At 45.4% G+C, this 22,858-nt stretch carries 21 protein-coding genes; 1 reads left to right on the forward strand and 20 read right to left on the reverse strand.

What is annotated here, in order from left to right:
- Positions 1-77 precede the first annotated feature (77 nt).
- The 16 genes from ACKPBX_RS02200 to sufC all read right to left on the reverse strand — a co-directional run bounded on the left by ACKPBX_RS02200 (position 78) and on the right by sufC (position 18,301).
- A complete protein-coding gene (locus ACKPBX_RS02200; RefSeq protein ID WP_319995864.1) occupies positions 78-521 on the reverse strand; it encodes an Lrp/AsnC family transcriptional regulator in 444 nt (147 codons plus the stop codon).
- Positions 522-616: 95 nt separating this feature from the next.
- Positions 617-1,810 carry an MFS transporter gene (locus ACKPBX_RS02205; RefSeq protein WP_319995865.1) on the reverse strand — a complete coding sequence of 398 codons (1,194 nt, stop codon included), beginning with the start codon at positions 1,808-1,810 and terminating at the stop codon, positions 617-619.
- 12 nt (positions 1,811-1,822) lie between these two features.
- On the reverse strand, positions 1,823-2,575 hold the full coding sequence (locus ACKPBX_RS02210) for an amino acid ABC transporter ATP-binding protein (RefSeq protein WP_319995866.1): 753 nt from the start codon (positions 2,573-2,575) through the stop codon (positions 1,823-1,825).
- A gap of 27 nt (positions 2,576-2,602) precedes the next feature.
- On the reverse strand, positions 2,603-3,574 hold the full coding sequence (locus ACKPBX_RS02215) for an NAD(P)-dependent oxidoreductase (RefSeq protein WP_319995867.1): 972 nt from the start codon (positions 3,572-3,574) through the stop codon (positions 2,603-2,605).
- Positions 3,575-3,584: 10 nt separating this feature from the next.
- Positions 3,585-4,805 (reverse strand): aminotransferase-like domain-containing protein, encoded by a 1,221-nt coding sequence (locus tag ACKPBX_RS02220; RefSeq protein WP_319995868.1) that lies wholly within the window; start codon positions 4,803-4,805, stop codon positions 3,585-3,587.
- Positions 4,806-4,818: 13 nt separating this feature from the next.
- Positions 4,819-5,565, reverse strand: a complete 747-nt coding sequence (locus ACKPBX_RS02225; protein WP_319995869.1) for an amino acid ABC transporter ATP-binding protein — start codon at positions 5,563-5,565, stop codon at positions 4,819-4,821.
- Complete coding sequence (locus ACKPBX_RS02230) at positions 5,562-6,272, reverse strand: amino acid ABC transporter permease (RefSeq protein WP_319995870.1); 711 nt, start codon at positions 6,270-6,272, stop codon at positions 5,562-5,564. Before ACKPBX_RS02230 ends, ACKPBX_RS02225 begins: the two co-directional genes overlap by 4 nt.
- Before the next feature lie 15 nt (positions 6,273-6,287).
- On the reverse strand, positions 6,288-7,106 hold the full coding sequence (locus ACKPBX_RS02235; RefSeq protein WP_319995871.1) for a transporter substrate-binding domain-containing protein: 819 nt from the start codon (positions 7,104-7,106) through the stop codon (positions 6,288-6,290).
- Entirely contained in the window at positions 7,103-7,894 is a 792-nt protein-coding gene (locus ACKPBX_RS02240; protein WP_319995872.1) for an amino acid ABC transporter permease, read from the reverse strand. The genes ACKPBX_RS02235 and ACKPBX_RS02240 overlap by 4 nt, the downstream gene beginning before the upstream one ends.
- 852 nt (positions 7,895-8,746) lie before the next feature.
- Entirely contained in the window at positions 8,747-10,666 is a 1,920-nt protein-coding gene (locus tag ACKPBX_RS02245; protein WP_319995873.1) for a UvrD-helicase domain-containing protein, read from the reverse strand.
- Positions 10,648-12,672, reverse strand: coding sequence for an ATP-dependent nuclease (locus tag ACKPBX_RS02250; protein WP_319995874.1), 2,025 nt, complete (start codon positions 12,670-12,672; stop codon positions 10,648-10,650). Before ACKPBX_RS02250 ends, ACKPBX_RS02245 begins: the two co-directional genes overlap by 19 nt.
- A 456-nt stretch (positions 12,673-13,128) precedes the next feature.
- Positions 13,129-14,523 (reverse strand): Fe-S cluster assembly protein SufB, encoded by a 1,395-nt coding sequence (gene sufB / locus ACKPBX_RS02255; RefSeq protein ID WP_319995875.1) that lies wholly within the window; start codon positions 14,521-14,523, stop codon positions 13,129-13,131.
- Positions 14,520-15,005 (reverse strand): Fe-S cluster assembly sulfur transfer protein SufU, encoded by a 486-nt coding sequence (sufU, locus tag ACKPBX_RS02260; protein ID WP_319995876.1) that lies wholly within the window; start codon positions 15,003-15,005, stop codon positions 14,520-14,522. Before sufU ends, sufB begins: the two co-directional genes overlap by 4 nt.
- Positions 14,992-16,227 (reverse strand): cysteine desulfurase, encoded by a 1,236-nt coding sequence (locus ACKPBX_RS02265; protein ID WP_319995877.1) that lies wholly within the window; start codon positions 16,225-16,227, stop codon positions 14,992-14,994. Before ACKPBX_RS02265 ends, sufU begins: the two co-directional genes overlap by 14 nt.
- The gene (gene sufD, locus ACKPBX_RS02270; RefSeq protein WP_319995878.1) at positions 16,224-17,516 is read right to left on the reverse strand and encodes a Fe-S cluster assembly protein SufD; all 1,293 of its coding nucleotides are present in this window, start codon (positions 17,514-17,516) and stop codon (positions 16,224-16,226) included. Before sufD ends, ACKPBX_RS02265 begins: the two co-directional genes overlap by 4 nt.
- A gap of 11 nt (positions 17,517-17,527) precedes the next feature.
- Positions 17,528-18,301 (reverse strand): Fe-S cluster assembly ATPase SufC, encoded by a 774-nt coding sequence (gene sufC, locus ACKPBX_RS02275; RefSeq protein ID WP_119093515.1) that lies wholly within the window; start codon positions 18,299-18,301, stop codon positions 17,528-17,530.
- 255 nt (positions 18,302-18,556) lie between these two features.
- Between sufC and ACKPBX_RS02280 the strand changes: the two genes are divergently transcribed.
- The gene (locus ACKPBX_RS02280) at positions 18,557-19,282 is read left to right on the forward strand and encodes a gamma-glutamyl-gamma-aminobutyrate hydrolase family protein (protein WP_319995879.1); all 726 of its coding nucleotides are present in this window, start codon (positions 18,557-18,559) and stop codon (positions 19,280-19,282) included.
- 298 nt (positions 19,283-19,580) lie between these two features.
- On the opposite strand, the gene ACKPBX_RS02285 is transcribed toward ACKPBX_RS02280, so the two are convergent.
- From ACKPBX_RS02285 to ACKPBX_RS02300, 4 genes are all read right to left on the reverse strand, one after another.
- Positions 19,581-19,937: a glycine cleavage system H family protein gene (locus ACKPBX_RS02285; RefSeq protein WP_319995880.1), complete on the reverse strand. Its 357-nt coding sequence runs from the start codon at positions 19,935-19,937 to the stop codon at positions 19,581-19,583.
- Positions 19,938-19,954: 17 nt separating this feature from the next.
- The gene (locus tag ACKPBX_RS02290; protein WP_319995881.1) at positions 19,955-20,308 is read right to left on the reverse strand and encodes a Spx/MgsR family RNA polymerase-binding regulatory protein; all 354 of its coding nucleotides are present in this window, start codon (positions 20,306-20,308) and stop codon (positions 19,955-19,957) included.
- A 24-nt stretch (positions 20,309-20,332) separates the two neighbouring features.
- On the reverse strand, positions 20,333-21,529 hold the full coding sequence (locus ACKPBX_RS02295) for an FtsW/RodA/SpoVE family cell cycle protein (protein WP_319995882.1): 1,197 nt from the start codon (positions 21,527-21,529) through the stop codon (positions 20,333-20,335).
- Between the two features lie 127 nt (positions 21,530-21,656).
- Positions 21,657-22,646, reverse strand: a complete 990-nt coding sequence (locus tag ACKPBX_RS02300) for a YihY/virulence factor BrkB family protein (protein ID WP_086988164.1) — start codon at positions 22,644-22,646, stop codon at positions 21,657-21,659.
- Positions 22,647-22,858: the final 212 nt, after the last annotated feature.

Below are 22,858 nucleotides of genomic sequence, written 5' to 3' on the forward strand. Positions count from 1 at the left end.
GCTCCCCGGAGATGCGGCTCCCCCCCCGCACACAAAAAATAAGCAAAAACGCCGAAAATAACTCTCGGCGTTTTTGCTTATTCGTTTATTTGGATCTGCAGTCCGCGGGGACCGACATTTGTTGAAAAGACAATATGCGTTTTTGTGTCGCCAAAGCGTTGCAGGTCAGTGATGAATTCATCAAGCTCGATCGTGTTGGAATAGTAGACCTTCAATAACATCGAGTAATCACCCGTGATGCAGTCGCATTCCACGACGTTGGGGATTTCTTCGATGTAGCGGTAAAAATCTTTTTTGTCTTTTGCCGGGACTGCACAGTTCACATAGGCCTTGATCAAAAAGCCCAATTTCTGATGGTCAAGAACAGCTTGATACGTGCGGATATACCCAAGACCCTCCAAATTCTGCAAACGCACGGACACGGAAGGAGACGAAATGAAACACTCTTCAGCAATTTGTTTTACAGTAATCCTGCTGTTTTTTTGCATAATATTCAAAATTTTCCGATCTAATACATCCATAATGGCCCCTCCATCCTAACAATTCTCATCATTTTCTTAATTTTAGTAAGAAATGAAAAGAGTTGCAAGGTTGGGCTCACAAGATGTGTCATGCTTTATGACATTTTCCTCTTCCTGCCATCAAACAAAAGGTAAACAAACAGAGCGGTTATACCGAACCCTCCACAAAAGAGGTACATGATTTGAAACCCATACATACTGGCGATGATGCCCCAAAGCATTGCCCCGCCTCCGTACGCTACATCCAGAGCAGCCGAGAAAATCGCTATCGCACGTCCGCGTTCTTGGTCGGAAATACTTTGCAAAACAATCGTATTCATGACCGGAAGCAAACTGGCAAAACCAATTCCATAAAGCACAGCTGCTAATAGTAAATGAACAAGATCATCGGCAAAAGCAAGTAAGCCAAACGCTGCAGTGATGCTCAATATGCTGCCGCAAATCAAGAACGTTTGATTGACGCGCTTCAAGATTTGGGGGAAGAGAAATCGGATCAGAACCGTGACGACCGTCATCACGGTAAAGTAGTAGCCGGCTCCGCTTATTTTCTTTTCGATCGCACACTGCGCGATAAAGGCGATCACACCGGAATTCGCAAAGCAAATCAAAAACATGATCAGGCTCGGAAACATCACGCCCCGATTCTCCATGATGGCCAACGCTTCAGCCGCTCCGCCCTTCGTCTTTGGCTTTTCTCCGAAAAATAGTGTTCTTGGCGATTCAGCACTAATAAAAAAGCTTAAAAGAAAAGCCAAACTTGTCAACAAAAGCGCCACCCGAAACAAGGCTTCAAATCCGTATGCTTCCACCACCGCCAACCCGAGCAAGGGGCCGATTGCGCCAGGGACCGCCTGGGCGATGCTGAAGTACCCTAAGCCGGCGGATAACTGTTCCTTTGGGATCAAATCCGCCGCCATGGTCGCAGCACTTGTTGCTTGGATGCTGTTGCCGATTCCTTGGATCAACCGTAAACAAAACAGCATCAACAGCGTTTGCAGCACATTCAGCAAAGCGAAATCAAGGAAAAGAATCGCTAACCCGATTGTTAGCAACAGCCTGCGACCGTATCGATCCAATAATATTCCGATCGGCAAGCGGAAAAACAAAGCCGATATACCCAAAATCCCTACGATGCTTCCGGCGACCGCTTTTGACCCGCCTAATGCAGTCACATAGAGGGGCAACGTTCCCATTTGGGTCGTGATTGCCGTCATCGCCAAAAACGTAATGCAGTTCACCAAGAGGAAATCCTTGGTCCAAAGCTTGCTTTTCACTTCCGTATATTCCACGTGTCATCCCTCTCAGACTGCTGTTTTGAAACGAACTTGCATCAAGAATTGTTTTGTCCGCTCTTGTTTAGGATCATCAAAGACTTCTGAGGGTGTTCCTGCTTCAACGACTACCCCATCAGCCATAAACACAACTTTATCAGCCACCTCTTGTGCAAACTGCATCTCATGGGTAACGATGATCATCGTTTGACCCGTGTCAGCCAATTGCCTCATCACATTCAACACATCCCCGACAAGTTCCGGATCGAGTGCGGATGTGGGTTCATCGAACAACAGAAGCTCTGGAGACAACGCCATCGCCCGGGCAATGCCGACCCGTTGCTGTTGTCCACCGGAAAGTTGGATCGGATACATCCCCGCTTTTTCCGCCATCCCGACTTTTTCCAAGACAGAAGTGGCAATCGTTTCTGCCAGTTTTTTCGGGACTTTCCGGGGTGTAACCAATCCTTCCATCACATTCTGCAGCACCGTCATATGGCTGAACAATTCATAGGATTGAAAAACCATCGCCGTTTTTCTGGCAATTTCCCGGCTCTGATGCGAACCGATACGGCTGAGGTCATAGCGAAGGTCACCGAGTTCATACATGCCTGCATCCGGCCGTTCCAAGAGATTCAAACAACGCAAGAAGGTGGTTTTGCCGGAGCCGCTCGGGCCGATAATGCAGACAACTTCGCCTTTATTAATGGTCAAACCTACGTTTTTCAATATTTCGTTCTTACCAAAGCTTTTTTTCAGTCCGCTTATTTGCGCCTGGATCATCTTCATCTCCTCCTTCTTTTCTGGTACTCAGATCGAGATCGTATTCCGGCAACTTCCTGCGATTATGATATCCCGCGCATTGGTCAACGAGGTCTCAACAATTTCTTGTACAGCCAATTCGGTATGGTAAGCGATATGCGGCGTGATCATGACATTCGGGATGGCCATCAAGCGGGAATAATAAGGGTTCTTTTCCCAACCGACGGAAAAATACTTTTCCTCGTCCTCCAGCGCATCCAAGGCTGCACCAGCCAGCTTTCCGGTTGCCAAAGCTTGGATCAGCGCTTCGGTATCGACAATTTTTCCGCGCGCCGTGTTCACAAGACAACTACCTGGTTTCATTTTTGCAAAAGTATCCTCTGAAAATAGATAAGTGGATTCCTCAGTTAAGGGGATGTGTATGGACAGAACATCCGACTGTTTCAACAGTTCCTCAAAAGAAACGTAGCTGATTTTCCCTTTCAAACGCGGATTTTCTGCTGAACTGGAGGCGATCACGCGCCCGCCCAAAGCATGGATCCCTTCTGCGACGACAGCACCGATCCGTCCTGTTCCCAGGATGCCGACCGTCACATCCTGCAATTCCCGGCCGATTTCCGCTTTGCGGGATGAGTTTGGCTGCAGCACGGTCGGGATATTCCGCAATACCATCAATATCGACATGATCGCAAAATGACCGACTGAAGTGGGACTGTAGGCAGGAACATTCGTCACGGTCAAGCCATATTTTTGGGCCCACTCAAAGTTGATGCCATCCACCCCGGTCGATTTGACCGACAATTGGTGGATGCCTTGCTCCCGCAGTTTGCGGTAGAGCAACTCACTCTGACGCATTTCCGGACTCGGATACAGGCAGACCCCATCATGGGGGCCGGCGAAATGGACATTTTCACTGGATATGCCTTCGTTGATGATGGTCACGGGTATCTTGTTGCTGAAACTCCAACGTTTGATGAATTTTTCCTCGTCAGCACTGACCCCATAATAAATCAATCTCATAATATCCTCCTCAAATCACTTGTTTGGATGATGCAGGTGTCGCTTGTTTCAAAGCTTCACCGATTACTTTTACTCCGTCCACGATTTCCGAAAGTGTGGGTTTGGTGAAGTTCAAACGGAAATAACGTTCGTACCCTTCTTGCACTACGCTCATTATATTACCAGGGATCACGGCAACCTTGGCTTCGTCCAATGCGGTATAGAACGTCTCCGGGTCCAATTCATCCGCCATCTTGCAGCAGATAAAATAGCCACCGGTCGGCTTGATGAACTGAATTTTGTCTTCAGGCAACGCTTCAAGACCCGCAATCATCGCCTCAAATTTTCCCTTGTAGTACTGCTTCAACGCCGAGACATGTTCTTCAAACTGATGATTCTGCATGAATTCCGCCAGCATCACTTGCCAATAAAAATTGGTATGGGAATCCGATACTTGCTTGGCTAAAGCCAGTTTTTCCATGATTTCATCCGGCGCCATGATGAAGCCCAGCCTTGCGCTGGGTGCCAAAATTTTGGAAAACGAACCCGCATACATGACACGCCCGTCCGTATCCATTTCCTTCAGTTTTATGATCGGTTCGCCGTAGTACAGGAGATCGCCATAAGGGTCATCTTCGAAAATCAGCACATCATATTTTTGGGCCAAGCTGTAAATGGCTTGGCGTTTTTCCAGAGGAATCGACGTCCCCAATGGATTTTGGAACGTGGGAATGAGGTAAATGAACTTGATGCGTTGCTCAAAACGCAACAGCTCTTCCAGTGCTTCCAAATCGACGGATTCTTCTGCGACGTTCATCGGGATCGGTACGGGAATGGCTCCATAGCCTTTGATCGCATTCACCGCCCCTGAAAAGGTTTGTTCTTCACAGAGCACGACGTCTCCCTCATCACAAAGGACTTTCACTGCGATATCCATCGCTTGGGTGGAACCCGATGTAATCAGCACCTGTTCCTCATTCTGCAGATTGGCGGTTGCCGCCAACCTTTCTTTGACCAGCTTGCGCAGCAAAGGATAGCCTTCTGAGGCACCATATTGCAAAAACGTTTCCGGATCGACTTCTGTATATAATTTTTGCGAAATTTTTTGGAGGGTCTCCATTGGAAAAGCTTCAACCGGCGGAAAGCCGTAAGCAAATGAGATCACATCTTTGAGTTCCATGTTTTTACTTGCATTTTCCCTTAAGGGAGATGTTTTCAATTCCTTGATACGATTTGCGAAACGATATGCCATCTGATTTCCTCCTCTATCTAGCCATTTGGGTTGTGAAACGGGCCAAAAAGGCTTTGGTCCGCTCTTCTTTCGTTTGTTCAAACACTTCCTTAGGACTTCCTTGTTCGACCACCAGGCCGTTTTCCATAAAGACGATCTTGTCAGACACTTCATAAGCGAATTTCATCTCATGCGTCACCAGCACCATCGTTGCGCCAGTTTCAGCGATATCCCGCAGGAGCGTCAGTGTCTGTCCGACCAATTCCGGATCAAGCGCTGAAGTCGGTTCATCGAACAGTATCACTTTGGGATTCAACGCCAAGGCCCGCGCAATTCCGATCCGTTGCTGCTGGCCGCCGGATAATTGGCTGGGATAAAAATCTTTGCGTTCGGTTAAGCCCACTTGTTCCAGCAAAGCATCCGCTACTTCATACGCTTCCTGCTTGGTCCTTTTTTTCGTCAGCAAGAGCGGCATCACAATATTTTCGCGCGCTGTCTTGTTATGGAACAGCGCATAATTTTGAAAGACCATCGCGGTTTGGCGTTGGTGCGCCAAAATCTCTTTCGGATTGGCTTTATTAACGATCGTTTCGGTTTCTCCCAGGAGAATGCTGCCTTCATCTGCCCGTTCCAAAAAATTCAGACAGCGGAGGAAGGTTGTTTTGCCGGAACCGCTTGGCCCCAGAAGGGTGACGACTTCACCTTTGGCAACATCCATATCGATGCCTTTGAGGACTTCTTGCTTGCCAAAGCGCTTGTGGATATTGCGTACTTCCATCATACAATCGCCCTCCTCAATTTACGTGTCATGCGCGCTTCCAAAACTTGCGCACCTTTTTCGATCACCAGGCTGATTCCCCAATAGATGACCGCTACCGCCACATAGGCTTCCAGGAAGCGGTAGTTTTGCTGGGCTGTGATCTTCGCAGCTGCAAACACATCGACGACACTGACCATCGAGGCCAAGGAAGAGGCCTTAACAAGGCCAATCAATAAATTACTGAACATCGGTAAAGAGATAGGGATTGCTTGCGGCAACAGAACCCGGCGAATCGTTTGCAGGTTTGTCATGCCCATCGATTTGGCGGCATCGAACTGCCCTTTTTTGATAGCCGCAAATGCACCTCGGAAAATTTCGCTGCTGTTGATCGTTGCCAACAGACTCAGTGCGGAAATGGCGATCCATACCATGTTGAAATCTCTGAACCGCAGTGACCAATTCATGGATTCCGACCAAACATCAAACTGTTTGGAAGCGACCAAGTACAGAGCGAGAATGATCAATACCATCGGAATGCCTTTCAACAGAGTTACAACTACTTGGAAAAACTGGCTCAATCCTTTGATGCGATACAGCCGGATCAGCGCTATCCCTAACCCTAAAATAACGCCGATGACTATCGCTGTGATGGCCATGAATAATGTTGTGCCAATGTATTGGCTTGATACTTTCAATGATTGGATCATCACCTCAAATTTGAAACTCATGGCCCTCATCCTTTCTTATTCTGGAACGTAATCACCATCTAAGTATTCTTCGGAAAGTTCTTTAATGGTTCCATCCGCTTTTAATTCCTCTAATGCTGTATTCACGGCATCGATGAAGGCTTGATCGGTTTCTTTATTGAACAGCAGGTAAGCGTCTGAGTTGTGGACTGGTTCGCTGCCGATCGCTAAGTTTTCATCGAAGGAACGGTTCCAGTTATCAACTTGATATTTTGGCGCTAATGATGCATCGACTGCTCCTGAAGTAATCGCTTGAACGATCTGTTCGTTATTGTATTCGCCATAAATTAATTCGAAAGCATCGGGGTTTTCTTCTAAATAGGTTTCAGCCATTGCTGCCTGGTTCGTTGCAGTTGTGGCGTAGACTTTTTTCCCGGCAAGATCGTCAAAGGACTCATAAACCGTTCCTGCATCTGGGTCCGAAACAATGTACGTATCCCATACCACGTAACCGACATCCCCGTATACAAATTTTTCTTGGCGCTCTGCGTTTACTTCAAGTTCGAAGGCCGCCATCTGAACTTTATCGCTCTCTAAATTTGACAAGGTTGTCGGGAAGTCCGCTCCTTCAAAAACAAACGTGTAATCCGTCAACTTTTCATCAATGGCCCTTACTACAGCGACATCATAGCCATCATATTCGCCATTTTCGTCCAAATAAGCATATGGCAGAGCCTCATTCCCAGTACCTACTTTGATCTCTGTCGCGCCGCTGTCTGCTGCACTCTCGGTTTCAGCAGAGCCGCTGCCGCACCCAGCCAAGATAACCCCTGCCATCAATAAACTTGCTCCAAAACCCACTGTTGATTTTTTCATAATAATTCCTCCTTCAAATTTGTCTCGATTTTTTGAACCTGTTTGATTTGAACCTTTTTATTTTTAAATAGTAATAACTTTGGTAGTTGAAACGACGATTTTTTCGCTTCTGCGAAATTCATCCGTTTCTCCAACACGTCAAAGACTCGTTCAAGAATAATGCTCAATGTAATGAATAAGATCGCTGCGCCTACGTAGCCTTCCAATGTATGGTAGGTCACGGCACCAATGGCCCGCGCTTTCCCTACCACATCCACGATCCCGATCGTAAATGCCAACGAGGTATCCTGCAGCAAAGCGACAGTGGTTGTACCGAATGATGGTAATGCCACAAGCACAACTTGCGGAAGAATGACACGCAGGTACATTTGCGACTTCGTCAGTCCACAAGCAATGCTTGCTTCTTTCTGTGTGATGGGTACACTCAAGATTGCGGCCCGGATGGTTTCTGATTGAAACGCTGCGGTATTCAATCCGTAGGTAATGTAGATGAAAATAATTTTGTCCCATGATGACACATCAATCTGGATCGCCTGTAAGAGGCTGGGCACACCGTAATAAACGATGTATAACTGGACAAGAATCGGCGTCCCGCGAATAAAGGAAACAAATACTGCGGCGATTTGATTCAATATCGGTATTTTTTCCACCCGTATGAACGCAATAAAACTTCCTAACACCAAGCCTACAAAAGTCGCAATGCCTACAATCAACAATGTCACGGGCAACGCACTGAGAATTTTTGGAAAAAACTCCCACACTAGATCCCAACTAAAGAAACTTGACATTTTATTCCCTCCTCTCACATTTCGTTAAATTCATTACTGTCAGAACTTTCTGAACTTCTTGAATTTCCAATAGAATACCTCACTGTCCCGTCCTTCCACAATATGTTGTGCCTTCTTGATACTTTAATTCGTAAATATCGTGCTTTTGATTATGAAAATAAAAAATGAAGCGTAACCATGGTTATTTTATTTTGTGTGGAATCTTGGGTGGGATTGCTTGGATCGCAAGGCAACCGGAGTAGCGAGGTCCGTTTTTTTTGCTCTGCTCCGGTTGCCGGTTCCTCGCCGGAGATTACCCGCCCTCCTCCGGTGGAGTGGTCCTAATCGGAGGTGAAAATCCATTTTCGGTGTTGACCTCCGGCGAAGGGGCCTTGGCCGGAGGTCCGGCCCTGTTCAAATTCTCCCGATGATCATCCCGATCGTCCGAAACACGCAAAAAACCGGCAAACGTTGAAATGATATCCGGCACAGGAAATCATTTCAACGTTTGCCGCTTTTTATTTTAAGTATTATTCTACTGATTCTTCCATTCTACATAGTTGTTTTCCTGTTACGTTCTGGTGTCTTGCAGAAACATCCAAAAGCAACGGTATCGATTTCTACAAAATATTGCAAGAACCTATTTCTAATTTTTTTGAACCTGGATATCCACCAAAATTCAACTTTTTTGAAGCCCTGCTTGCCATGGTCAAAAATTATCAAAGCTACATGCTATGTAAAATAATAAATAGCCGTATATTCGCGAAAAATTCGCATCGTATACGGCTATTAGTATTGGGCACTTTGGAGTGTGCTGTTTTTTTATAACTAGGGGTTACTTTAAATTCGGTGAAAGAGAACTTCTTAATTTGTTCAACTAATATCATTTCCATTAACTATATTCTCATTTCCAAACATTTTTATAGCAGATTCAATTATTCCTGGGTCATCTGTAGGCATAAACACGACTAAATTTTTCATTGATCTTGTGCAGCATACATAGAATAATTTCTTGCTTCTATTTATTACTCCTTCATTTACGCTACCAGAACCAAAAAGAGTCCTGAAATCATATTGATTCCATTTACCATTATCTAAAATAACTAGAACATTGTCATATTCACTACCTTTTACACTGTGCTGCGTTGCAAAAGGCAAATATTCTCGTTGGTATTCAATTGACTTCATATATTCTTTGAATGGTATCTTTTTGATACGTTCCCATAAGTAATTTCCTTGAGTGTTTATGAACTCATCAAAAAAAACATCATTTTCTATCCGTAAGGCTTTATTAGCAGAGCTGATTACTTCCTCAATCGTTTTGTCAATATTATTCGACAATATGTTCATCTCATCGCTTAATCTTTTCTTATCAGCATAGTTAGAAATTTTGAATTTCGTTTTTCTTAAGAAAGCATTATACTTTTTATACTTGTATAATTCGAACAGTTCAAAAACATCATCAAGCTTACGTAAAATTTTATCTCTTTTGGTACCAGCTTCATAAAAGCCTTTTAGACCATTAAACTTATATGACAATAAAGAATCACTATCAATATAGTTATTCTCAATCACCTGCCAAGGGGATGATTTAAAAGTTTCATAAAAATTATTATATTTAGAATTTCCCTTGATTATATCAAGAATCAAAATCCCTTTCCCTTTAGTAATCGCTGCTTCTTCTGAGATTTCTTCAAAATTTTTATTGTCTGGGCTTATATCTCCATTTGATATTTTTTTTTTAATTTTTTGAATCATTTCAAAAATCAAATCAGAATTATACAGTTCAAAAAGTTGACTAAACCCTGCTTTAGTTGAATTGAATTTGTGGGTAAGCCAAAGCTCTTTAGTGTGTTCACCCTCATTAAAATTCCAATCAGTAAAAATATCTTTGGCTTTTAAATTCTCAAGAATATCAATATTGTCTGCATAGACGAATTTTACATTACCTTGAATTATACTTCCAAGCTGCATATTAGGTGCATTTAAATCTTCAGACGGCTCTTGTATAATTTTATCATCACGTAGCTTATTAGCTATGTCAATAACAGACTGTGGGTTTCTACGATTTTGTATTTTATCGATTCGCACTATAGATTCATCTTCAATGTGGCCAATCCCAGTGTCATAAATTGCTTGCATAGCATCACCAAAAAAACCAATAATACAATCTTTGTCACTATTATTGCCAGAATGAGTGAGTAAAATCTCTTTTATTAAAGGGCTAGTATCTTGGTATTCATCAACAAAAATAAAATTTGAACTATCTTTTAGAATATCTGATAATTTCGGATATTTTCTAAACATTGCTTCTGCAAGTACCAAAATGTGATCATGACTAATTTTGCTTTCTTTGTCAGAACTTAGACTATAATATTCTTCATAAATAATATTTTTATTATTAAAAAATTCAACCTCAAATGTTATACCTTCATCAAAACCTTTAGGTTTTTTAAATAAATCCGTTTTGTCAGTAGTGTCATTTACTAGTTCAGTTATCGTTTCTCTAATTTCCGCTTGGAATTTAGAAATCATATGCCAAATAAATTCGTGGATTGTGGAAACCCACAAGTACTCGTTAGAAATTCTCGAGCGTATTTCTGCCACAGCATTGTTAGTATATGTAATACAAGATATTGATTTCGTTGGATAGCGCACACTAATTTCTTCAATTAGTGATATTAGTGAGTAGGTTTTCCCACTCCCAGCACCACCTGTCAAGATAAAATTTTGATTGTTTTCAATGCATTGTAGAGCTGAATGTACTTCTGGCTCTATTGTTCTTTCAGCCATGTTAATCCCTCCTTAATATAAGTAGGAACTTGCCATGTTTTGTCATCTGTTGCTCGATCGAAGTAGAGAATCTCAGTTGCGAATGCTGATTTTTTATTTATACAATTTTGAGCAATTTCATAATAGTTTTTTGAATCAGTGTCGATTCTCCCTCTATTTTTAAGTCCTTGTTTAAACTTACCTTTATTGGCATGAATAAAATCAAGATTAGTACAAATGAATGCATCTTCGAAGCTGTTAGCTTGATATGAGTGATCAAGCGTTTGATATAAGACACAGTATTGATTGTCAAAAATCTTATTTTCAAAAGTACGATTTTTAAGCGTGTCCAGATGTTCCTCATCGTCTAAAAGATCGTAGAAAAATTTCAGTGAAGCGTTTGTAGTATGTGTCGCAACTTCAGGAGAGCAGCTTTCTAATCTATCATTCCCATTTTTCTTTGCTCCGTCAATGTCAGTAATAATCAAGACTTTCAACCCGATAAACTTCATCAATGGTAGAAACTTATGAGAATACGCGCCTGATTCAATTATAGAAATATTTTGCGATAACAGGGGAAGCGATTCAGAGTCCACTTCGTCAATTTTTTGCATCATAGCGGGCAATAAGATTCTTTCAGTATCCCCCTCAATAAAGACAGCTTTATCAGCAAAGAATAGTTCGGATCGGTTTAAATTTAGATATTGCTTGACGAATTTAAATGCCTGAGGATCCGAAGCATAATCACTTTTAAGACTTTCAAAGTTTTTTGATTTTATCCCATTTGACTCAACTTTTAGATATCGAATATCGTCAAAATTACATTCAGATACAATATGAGAAGAGTGCGTGCTTATAATTGTTTGTAATCCTAACGTTATTCCGTTTTTAATTCTTCTGGATTCGATTAATTTTTTTATGTTTTTTATAAATATGTACTGTAGCTGAGGATGGGTATGAGCTTCAGGCTCTTCAATAAAGAGTATGTTTATGTCAGAAGGATCATTTTCACCGAAAAAGTCAGCGATAATAGTCTCAATCTCAAAAATCATCCCAATAAGATTGAGATATCCAAGACCATTATAACTCTCTGGTAGATGTTTGCCGGAATGCTCATAATAAAGTGTAGTGTTGTCTTTTAATAAATCCTTATCTTCAATGGAGGATTGGATAGTTATACGGGTTTCATCTGAATGTCCGCCAAAAGTATTAACACTACTAATAATCTCTGAAAATATTCCTTGACTACCGTTATGACCGTTATACACTTTGTTTAATTCCTTATCTGTTTCTTCAATAATTTTTTGAAGATCATCTAGTACTACTGTTTCTGAATCTTTTTTTAGTTTATAGTAATTTGCAGATAAATTAGATAATGAATGGTCGTTCGCCTTATTCGAAGCATCTCGATTTGCCTTTATGTATTTGAAACGAATTAGTTTTTTTATTTCACTCATTTTTAGTTCTTCTGAAAAATCCATAGTAAGGCTTTTACTCTCAATATCATATCCTCTAGAATATCTGCTTAAAGAAAAATATTTTGAAGAATTTTTTTTCATAAACTTAGTAAATTTATCGAAATCAGTGTCGGCGTTAGTTATTTTTGAGACTAATAAATCATTTTGTAATTTTTGAATCTTGTCCTCTTTACAAGAGTAATAGAACTCTAATACGATAACATTGTTATCAGGATTCAGATCCATCATAAAATTTTGTATATTCGCGTAGGAATCATTTTGGTTATATTTGATGAAAACCGTCATCTTAATTCCACCAAAATTTTGGGTTTCGCCTTCTCGTCGAGTGTAGTTTAATACTTCTTGGCGAAAATATTCTTGGAATTCAAGATTGAAATCTTCCCACCTGAAATCGCTATTATTAGAATTAAAAAGTTTCTCCATAACCGTTAAGATGGAGGTCTTTCCACAATTATTTTTACCCACAATCAACGAAAGTCCTTCCTTTAAATCCAATTCAAAATCTTTTAATAATCTGAAATTTTGTATTTGTACTTTCTCTATAATCAATTTATCTGTACTCCTCTCTAATGCTTGTTACTTTACAGAGTATCATACACCTGAAGTGCAAAATAGTCGATAATGGGAAATCAAGAAGCTCCTGCCCCGCGTCTCCATCGATGATGAACAGATTACTTTTGACGAACAGTTTGACAGCATCCATTTCTGGGTAACCTTAAGTGGATGGGACCTTGAAAAAAATCCAATTTGCCCTTTTCAGTGAGAAATGTCGCTCGTTGGAAAAAATAATAATGGGAATACTTCGGAAAAGACGAATTCCTTATAAATAATGAATTCACCAATTTATGTTGCTAGAGGTCCTTAGGAAATTTGGGAATATCCTGTGTGTACAGCAAATGTAAAAAGAGAAAAAATAACAGCAGAACTATTCGCAAAATCCGAGTTAAACGCACTTAAAAAGAGGTTCAAAAACGTATATCAACGTTTTTGAACCTCTTTTATGTCTTATCCTACTGACCCTTCCATCTCATATGCAATAAGTCTGTTCAACTCGACTGCATACTCCATCGGAAGTTCTTTGGTGAATGGCTCCACGAAGCCCATGACGATCATTTCGGTCGCTTGGGATTCGCTGAGGCCACGGCTCATCAGGTAGTACAGCTGCTCTTCGGAGATTTTGGAAACTTTCGCTTCGTGCTCCAAAGAGACATTGCCGTTGTGGATTTCGTTGAACGGAATCGTGTCGGAAGTGGAGATGTCGTCCATGATGATCGTGTCGCATTCGATATGCGAAATCGATCCTTCCGATTTCTTACCGAATTTCACTTGTCCGCGGTAGTTCACTGCCCCACCGTCTTTGGCGATCGACTTGGAGACGATCGAGCTGGACGTGTACGGTGCGTTGTGGATCATTTTTGCGCCGGTATCCTGCTGCTGGCCTTTGCCGGCGAAGGCTACGGAAAGCATGGTTCCTTTGGCGCCGCGTCCGTTCAGGATGACGCTCGGGTATTTCATAGTAACTTTTGACCCCAAGTTGCCGTCGATCCATTCCATCGTCGCGTTTTCCAAGGCTACAGCACGTTTCGTTACAAGGTTGTAGACGTTGCCTGACCAGTTTTGGATGGTCGTGTAGCGGCAGTAGGCGTCCTTCTTCACGAGGATCTCAACGACTGCGCAATGCAGGCTGTCGGCTGAATAGGTCGGTGCGGTACAGCCTTCGACATAGTGGACGCTGGCGCCTTCGTCGACGACGATCAGTGTGCGCTCGAATTGGCCGGAGCCTTCGTTGTTGATACGGAAGTAAGTCTGCAACGGCACATCGCAGATGACGCCTTTCGGCACATAGATGAACGTGCCACCCGACCAAACAGCCGAATTCAAGGCCGCTTCGAAGTTGTCCGTCGGCGGTACTATGCTGGCGAAGTATTCCTTGAAGATTTCCGGATATTCCTTCAGGGCAGTGTCCGTATCGGTGAAGATGATGCCCAATTTCTCGAACTCATCCTTCATGTTGTGGTAGACAGCTTCCGACTCATACTGGACCGTTACGCCGGCCAGATATGCGCGCTCAGCTTCAGGAATCCCGATTTTTTCGAAGGTTTCCTTGATTTCGTCAGGCACATCTTCCCAGGTTCTGGCTACTTTATCGGTTGCCTTCTGGAAATAGGTGATTTCGTCGAATTTCAGATGGGATAAATCCGGTCCCCACTTCGGCAACGTTGATTTATGGTAGGCTTCCAATGATTTCAGACGGAAATCCAACATCCATTCCGGCTCTTCTTTTGATTCGGATATTTCCCTGACGATTTCTTCAGTCAGTCCTTTTCCGGTGGAATAGATGATTTTTGCGTCGTCATGAAAGCCAAATTTATAATCGTCAACTACTGGTACTTCGCTCATAAGATCTCTCCTTCATGCGGGGATTCCGCTTGTTCTTCCCCTTTTTCTTTTTTGTCTTGGAGAATTGCTCTTTCCAAAGCCTTCCAAGCCAAAGTGGCACATTTGATGCGGGCCGGGAATTTCGCGACGCCGTTCAGGACGATCGCTTCACCGAGGTGCTTCTCGTTCGGCTCTATTTTGTCCTGCACTAGCAGAAAAAATTCTTCCGCCAAGCATAAAGCTTCTGCTTTCGTCTTGCCGATGACCACGTCCGTCATCATGCTGGCGCTGGCTGTGCTGATGCTGCAGCCGTGGCCTGAGAATTTGGCTTGCTTGATGATGTCGCCATCCATCGCCAATTGCAGTGTGATGACGTCGCCGCAGGTCGGGTTGTTCAGTTCGATCTGTTCGTCGGCATTTTCCAAGGTGCCGTAATTGTGCGGATGACTGGAGTGGTCAAGAATGACATGGCGGTATAGGTTTTCTAGTTTAGATAAAGCCATCTTTGAAAAACTCCTTTATTTTATGCAAGGAGGCGATGAATTGATCGGCCTCTTCGAATGTGTTGTAGAAATAGAAACTCGCTCTGGCTGTCGAAGATACGTCCAAATAACGCATCAGCGGCTGCGCGCAGTGGTGGCCGGCGCGTACAGCGATGCCTTCCATGTCGAAAGCGGTAGCCAAGTCATGCGGATGGATCCCTTCCAAATTGAAGGTGATGACGCCCGTATGCTTTTCCGGATCGGCAGGGCCGTAGACAGTGATGCCTTCGATTGCCTGCAGTTTCGGCAGCACATAGCGCACCATTTCCTTCTCGTAGGCTTCGATGGCATCCATGCCGATCGCTTCCAGATAGTCGACGGCAGCGCCAAGGCCGATTCCACCGGCGATGTTCGGTGTGCCCGCTTCGAATTTCCAAGGCAGAACACTCCAGGTGCTTTCCTGATCATAGACGAAATCGATCATTTCGCCGCCGAATTCAACTGGCTCCATTTTTTCAAGCAAGGCTTCTTTGCCGTAAAGCACGCCGGATCCGGTAGGACCGAGCATTTTGTGTCCGCTGAAAGCATAGAAATCGGCATCCAATGCCTGCACATCGACTTTCATGTGCGGCGTCGATTGGGCGCCGTCCACGACCATGTAGCCGTTGTGCTGGTGGATCAATGCGGCCAGTTCCTTGATCGGGTTGGTGATTCCCAACACGTTCGAGGAGTGGCAGACCGACATGATTTTGCCTTTTGCAGTGACGACTTCAGCCGATTTTTCGACATCGACGAAGCCGTCTGCAGTCAACGGCAAGTAGACCAATTTGGCCTTCTTGCGTTTCGCCAACTGTTGCCAAGGAACCACGTTGGAGTGGTGCTCCATCGGCGTGATGTAGATTTCGTCGCCCTCTTCGACGATCAGATCGCCAAAGCCGACAGCAACCCAGTTCAGGCCGGTCGTCGTGCCACGGGTGAAAAGGACTTCCTTCGTCGAAGCGGCATTGATGAAGCGGCGCAGCTTTTCGCGGGCGGCTTCATAGGCTGAAGTCGCGCGTTCCGCCAAAGTATGGACGCCGCGGTGGATATTGGCGTTGTCGAACTCATAATAGTGTTGGATGGCTTCCAGCACCTGTTTCGGCTTCTGTGAAGTGGCCGCGTTGTCCAGATAGATCAGCGGCTCGTCGTTCACGGTCTGGAAAAGGATCGGGAAGTCTTGTTTGATTTTTTTAGCATCGATCAAAGTTTCATCAACTTCCTTTCGATCATCTCTACCAGGCCTTCACGGATTTCTTTGACCGGGATGGCCGCGATGACCGTACCCAGGAATCCGCGGATGACCAGACGCTCTGCTTCTGCCTTAGGGATACCGCGGGAAAGGAGATAGAACATCTCTTCCGGATCGACGCGTCCGACGCTGGCGGCATGGCCGGCTGTGACGTCGTTCTCGTCGATCAACAGGATCGGGTTCGCATCCCCTCTGGCGTTATCGGACAGCATCAGGATGCGGCTTTCTTGCTGCGCATCGGCGCCCTTCGCGCCTTTGATGATGTGGCCGATGCCGTTGAAGGTCAAAGTCGAACGGTCCATGATGACCCCGTGCTGCAGGATATGGCCGATCGAGTGCTTGCCGTAGTTCGTGACGCGGGTATCGATGCCCTGCACTTGTCTGCCGGTAGAAACTGCAACGACTTTGATTTCGCTGTGGGAGCCGTCGCCGATCAGATCGGAATCGAAATCGGAGATGACATTGCCGTCATTCATGACGCCAATCGCCCAATCGATGGAGGAGTCCTTCAACAGGTGGCCGCGGCGATTGATGTAGACTGAAGTGTTTTCGCCAATGGTGTCGACTGCAGAGAATTTGACTTGCGCGCCGGTTTTCGTGATGACTTCGACGATGATGTTGGCGCTGTTCTTTTCGTTGCCTTCGGTTTCGTAGCGCTCCACGTATTTGACGGAGCTGTTCACGTCGGCGACCAGAAGCACGTGTTTGACGAAGCTTTCCTTCACGTGGGAATTCTGGATGAACAGAGCTTCCAACGGCTCTTCGATGACGACGTTCTTCGGCACATAAAGGAAGACGCCGCTGTTCATGAAGGCTGTGTGGAAAGCGGTGAAACGGTCTTCTTCCGGTTTCACGGCTATTGTCATATAGTATTCTTGGACCAGTTCAGGATAATCCTGAGCAGCTGTATATAAGTCGGTGAAAATGACGCCTTGATCGATCAAATGCTGCGGCAATTGCTCCATAAGCGTCACATTTCCGTATTGCACGATTTTCGGTGTATCGCCCAAGTCGTATTGGAGACCTTGGCTGTTCACCAATTCCTCGCCGTATGCACCAGCAGAGATGGTTGTGTCAAGGAGCGGCCAGCGGTGGTAGCTGATGCGTTCCATCAATGGGAAAGCCTGCTCTTCGTATTTTTCCAGCCATTCCAATCGTTTGCTGCGCATCCATTCCGGTTCTTCCTTTTCAATGGAAAACAGGCGAACCGCATCCAACAAGGACGTTTTTTCTTCGTTCAGCATGTGACGTCCTCCTATTCTTCATCCAAATGGATATCTAGACCTAATTCGTCGCGGATGCCGCGGTAGCCTTCCGCTTCCAGACGTTTTGCCAAGCTGGCGTCGCCGGATTTCACGATGCGGCCGTCCATCATGACATGGACGAATGTAGGGTGTACATAATTCAAGAGACGTTGGTAGTGGGTGATGATCAGGACGCCGAAGTCGGGACCGGACATCAGGTTCACGCCTTTGGAAACGACTTTCAAAGCATCGATATCCAAACCGGAGTCGATTTCGTCAAGGATCGCGAATTTCGGTTCGATCATCATCAACTGCAGGATTTCGTTGCGTTTCTTTTCTCCACCTGAGAAGCCTTCGTTCAAATAGCGTTCAGCCATTTCTTCCGGCATGTTCAGGATTTCCATTTTTTCGTCCAATTTTTTGATGAAGTTCATGACCGAAATTTTGTCGTCTTCCGGGCGGCGGGCATTGATGGCCGCGCGCATGAATTCAGCATTCGTGATGCCGGCGATTTCGCTCGGATATTGCATCGCCAGGAACAGGCCTGCGCGTGCGCGTTCGTCAACTTCCATTTCCGTCACGTCTTGGCCGTCCAACAGAACTTGGCCTTGCGTGATCGTGTAGCTCGGATGACCCATGATTGCTTGTGACAAAGTCGATTTACCTGTACCGTTCGGCCCCATGATGGCATGGATTTCACCGGTGTTCATCACCAGGTTGACACCCTTCAAAATTTGTTTATCCTCAATGGAGACATGCAGATCTATTATTTCTAAAGTAGACATAAATTAACTCCTCACAATCTATATATTTTAATCGAACCTTCATTATTAACACTACGACTATTTTAACCCAATTGAAAACCTTTCGCAATGGAATCATTATGAAAACCCATTTAATCAACGATAATTTTTTTCAATTTATAATCATTATAAACTATCGACCCGTTTTGTCCACTCATAAGGACGATTCTTTCCCATATTCTCAATTGTGCGGTAAAATGATAAAAATCAGCCATCAGCGAAAGGAAGACAACATATATGAGACCATTAATCGGCATAACCGGCAACCAATTACTAGAAGCTGTCCCGGCTTTCTCAGGGATATCCGTCGCCTACACCCCCATCGGATTCGTGAAAGGGGTCCAGGCTGCAGGAGGCAATCCGCTGATCATTCCGATCGGCGCGCCCGAAACGGCAGCGGACTACATCGCCAAAATCGACGGGTTATTATTGACGGGCGGACAGGATGTTTCCCCGAACTTTTACGGCGAAGAACCCAGCTTGCATATCGGCGCTACCTTCCCTTTGCGCGACGATTTCGAAATGGCGTTAATAGAGGAAGCCTTGAAACAGAAGAAACCGATCCTGGCCGTTTGCCGCGGCTTGCAGATATTGAACGTCCAGATGGGCGGCAGCCTGTATCAGGACCTTGCGCATGAATATCCGGAAATGCGTATCCAGCATCAACAAAAGACAGATTTCAAATATGCGACCCACTCCGTCATCGTGATGGAAGGCAGCCACCTCCACGAACTGGTCGGTGAAAAACTGTCGGTGAATTCCTTCCACCATCAAGCGTTGAAAGTTGTTGCCAAAGGTTTGCAGCCGGTCGGATACAGCCCTGATGGTCTTGTTGAAGCCGTTGAAGCGACTGATCCGGAACAAAGCATCCTCGCCATCCAATGGCACCCGGAGACGATGATACCGGAAGCTAAAAACATGCGTCTGTTCTTTGAGGATCTGGTCGCGCGGGCTGCGCGCTAGGAGGATTTCGGTTTTCGGATTCGGATCTCGGGTTTCGGGTCACCAGCTCCGGCGAGGGAACCTTGGCCGGAGTTGGTGGCGGAATAGTTTCGCGTCCTCCGGTGAGGAAACGTTCGCCGGAGGATCGCACAGGATAATCCGTTTTCCTCCGGCTAAATCCCTCTCACAGGAGAAAAGAACAGTTCCTGGCCGGCTCCTCCGGCCGACCCGGCCTTCGCCGGAACACAATTAAAAATCAAAAAGGCAAGCACTCGGACACGATGTCCGCATGCTTGCCTTTTCATCTTTTCACATTCTTCTAAAGTCCGGATTCATTCTGCAAAGCTTCGAAATCTTCAGTAGATACGTCCGTCAGCTCGACGATCCAGTTCATTGCTGCATCTGTGCTGTTCAGGTTCTCCGGATTGTTTTCCAATGCTTCGTTGACTGCCGTAACCGTACCGGCCAATGGAGAAGCCAGGTCGGTCATCGCTTTAGCGGCTTCGACGCCGATCAGCGTGTCGGTCGTTTTGATTGCGCCCGTTTCAGGAAGATCGATGAAGCTGACTTCGCCCAGATCGTCCTGGCCTTTTTCGGATAGGCCGACGATGTATTTGTCCGCTTCCTTTTTGATCCAGAAGCCGTTCTCACTGTATTTCACTGTATTTTCAGTCATGTTTTTCCCTCCTTCGTTTATTTCCAGGTCGTGCTAAATTTCTCTTCATCGTGGCCGACCGTGATCTGTGTGCCGTCCGTTACGAATGGCCGTCGGATCAGCATGCCGTCCGATTCCAGCAGGTCAAGCGCTTCTTCAAGTTCCATGCTGTCGAGTTTGTCCTTCAGTTGCATTTCCTTGTACAGATTCCCGCTCGTGTTGAACATACGGCGAAGCGTCAAATTGCCGGATGCAATCGCTTGGCGGATGCTTTCACGATCGGGACGCTCTTCACGGATGTCCTTCAATTCGTAGGCGATGCCTTCTTCGTCGAACCAAGCGCGCGTTTTTTTGCAGGTCGAGCATTGGGGATGTTGGTAAATTGTGATCATATAAGTGCCTCCTTGGGTTTAGATTCAGATTCCGAAATGTTCGTCCTCTTCCGAGAACATGTAGCTGCGGTAATGGTAGCGCATCGACATGACCAGTCCGATCCCCAGCATATTGCCGAGTAGCGCCGAGCCACCTTGCGAGATGAACGGCAACGGGATACCGGTGATCGGCAACAACCCGATCGTCATGCCAATATTTTCCAATACGTGGAACAGGATCATCATGATGACGCCTGTCGCCATGTAGGCATAAAATTCATTTTTCGTGTCAAAACAGATGCGGATCATTTGGTAAATCAGCAGAAAATAGATAAAAATGAGAAAACAACCGCCGATGAAACCGAAATTCTCGCCGATAGTGGAAAAGATCATATCGGAGACGCGCACCGGCACGTAGACTTCGGAAACGCCAAGGCCTTTGCCGAACAGTTTGCCTGATCCGATCGCTTTCATGCTTTGCGCCAATTGATAGGCATCCCCGGTACTGTCCCCAAACGGGTCGAGCCAGGAATCGATCCGGGCGAATTGGTAATTCTGGAAACCGAAATTCAGGAGCACTTCGCGGTTGTAGACGACCAAGTAGATGAGCAGCGTTCCGAGGGCCCCGATCGTCCCGAATACGGGAAGCAGGATTTTCCAGGATACACCGGAAAGGAACGTCATGCCGATGATGATCGCCAGAAAAACGAGTGTCGTACCGAGGTCGTTCTGCAGGATGACCAAAAGGAGCGGCGGCGCCGACCACATGGCGATCTTCAGCAGCAGGTTCATGTCGGTCTTTTCGGTCCGGTCATCAATCTGCATATTGTGTTCGGTGATGACCCGCGCCAACATGATGATGAGCGCAACTTTCACGACTTCGGACGGCTGAAAAGTGACCCCACCGAAGCGGAACCAACTTTTTGCCCCTTGGAGATAGTAAGTATTGCGGTCATAGAAGATCAGGACCAGGAACAGAAGCAGGATGCCGGCCCCATATGCGATCGGGGCAACTTTCCAAAGTTGTTCAGAATCGAAATGCATCACGATGGCGGCGGCGATGATGCCGATACCATACCAGACGATCTGCATGATGGTCGTACTGATGTCACCATCCGTCTGCAGGACGGTCGTTGAATAAATCGTCAGGACGCTGATGATGGCCAGAAGGAATACGGACAGGATAATGCCGTAATCGATCTTCGAAACATCCGCATTCTGCGTAGTTTGTTGATTTCGCATGATTAAATCCTTTCTTTCAAAAACAATAGGCGTGCTATCCTTTCATTATATAGAAACTTCGCACAAAAAAAAAGGCGCCGAGGTTTAAAAAAACCTAAACCTCTTTGCCCTGTCTTTCTGGATTCGATCATATATCTGCCTGTTTGTTCGTTTGGATACGCAGTTTTTTACGGATCAGACGCCGTTTCAGAGATTGCTCGTTGACACTCAGCGCCAATGCGTTCTTCGAATAACGGATTAAGTAGCGGCTCTCTTCCTTCAGCGCGACCGGCAACGGCTGGAAGTAATGGTACAGCATCACATTCAAGAAGCCACCAAGAATCAGCACCGTTCCCATCAGATACAACCACAACAGCAACGTGATCACGACCCCGATCGCACTGTTACCGATGGCCTGATTGCCGGCGACACCGACATACAAGGAGAACAGCTGCGAAATCAAGAGGAAGCCGATCGTTGCGAACGCTGCACCCGGTAGCGAATATTTAAATGACCAGCGCACATTCGGCACCACGTAATAAATGACTGTCATGATAATGGCGATGATCAAAAAGGCAACGATCCAGCGGAAATTTTCGAAGGCTGTGATGAAGTCCAACTGGATGGACAAAAACTCTTCGAAGAAATCCCGGATATACCTGCCGAACATGAACAGGAAAGCGACAAACGCAATCATGGCGACAAGCAGAAAGGCGATCACGAACGAAAAGATTCTGTGGACGATGAAATTTTTCCGCATCTTCGTGTTGTACACTTGATTCAAAACGTTCTGGAAGACATTGAATGCTTTCGACGCCGTCCAGATCGACAGCACTAGTCCGAATGAAACGACCCCACTGCTGCCACTGTTCAAGTATTGTTCCAGTATCGGGGTGAGTGTATTGCTGACTTCAAGCGGTAGGGCCATCTCCACGTAGGAGAGTACCTGCTCCCGCGGCAAAGGTAATAACGGGATGATGTTCCCCAGCAACAACAGTGTAGGAAGCAGCGCCAACAAAACATAGTACGCCATCTCAGCCGACTGTCGCCCGATTTCCATCCGGCCCCAATGTTGCTGGAAAAGGACCATGATTTGGCGAATTTTTGGATTCTTGATGTATTTTCTTAATGCGTTCATTTGCTTTTTCCTCCCGCCAAGATCTATAGCTTAATCATAGACAAAAGCAGCTGGAAATGCCACAGAAAAGCTGTGGAAAGATGAAGATGGCTTGGAAACGATCCCCTTCTTGGGTCCTCCCCGGGAAAAATTGGTTTGGATACAGAAAAATTACCGGTGAACACGGCTTCGCCGGGAAATAAGGTCTTGTTTCGATGCTGATTCCCGGTGAA

It is taken from the genome of Trichococcus shcherbakoviae (genome assembly GCF_963666195.1).
GTDB classification, from domain to species: Bacteria; Bacillota; Bacilli; order Lactobacillales; family Aerococcaceae; genus Trichococcus; species Trichococcus shcherbakoviae.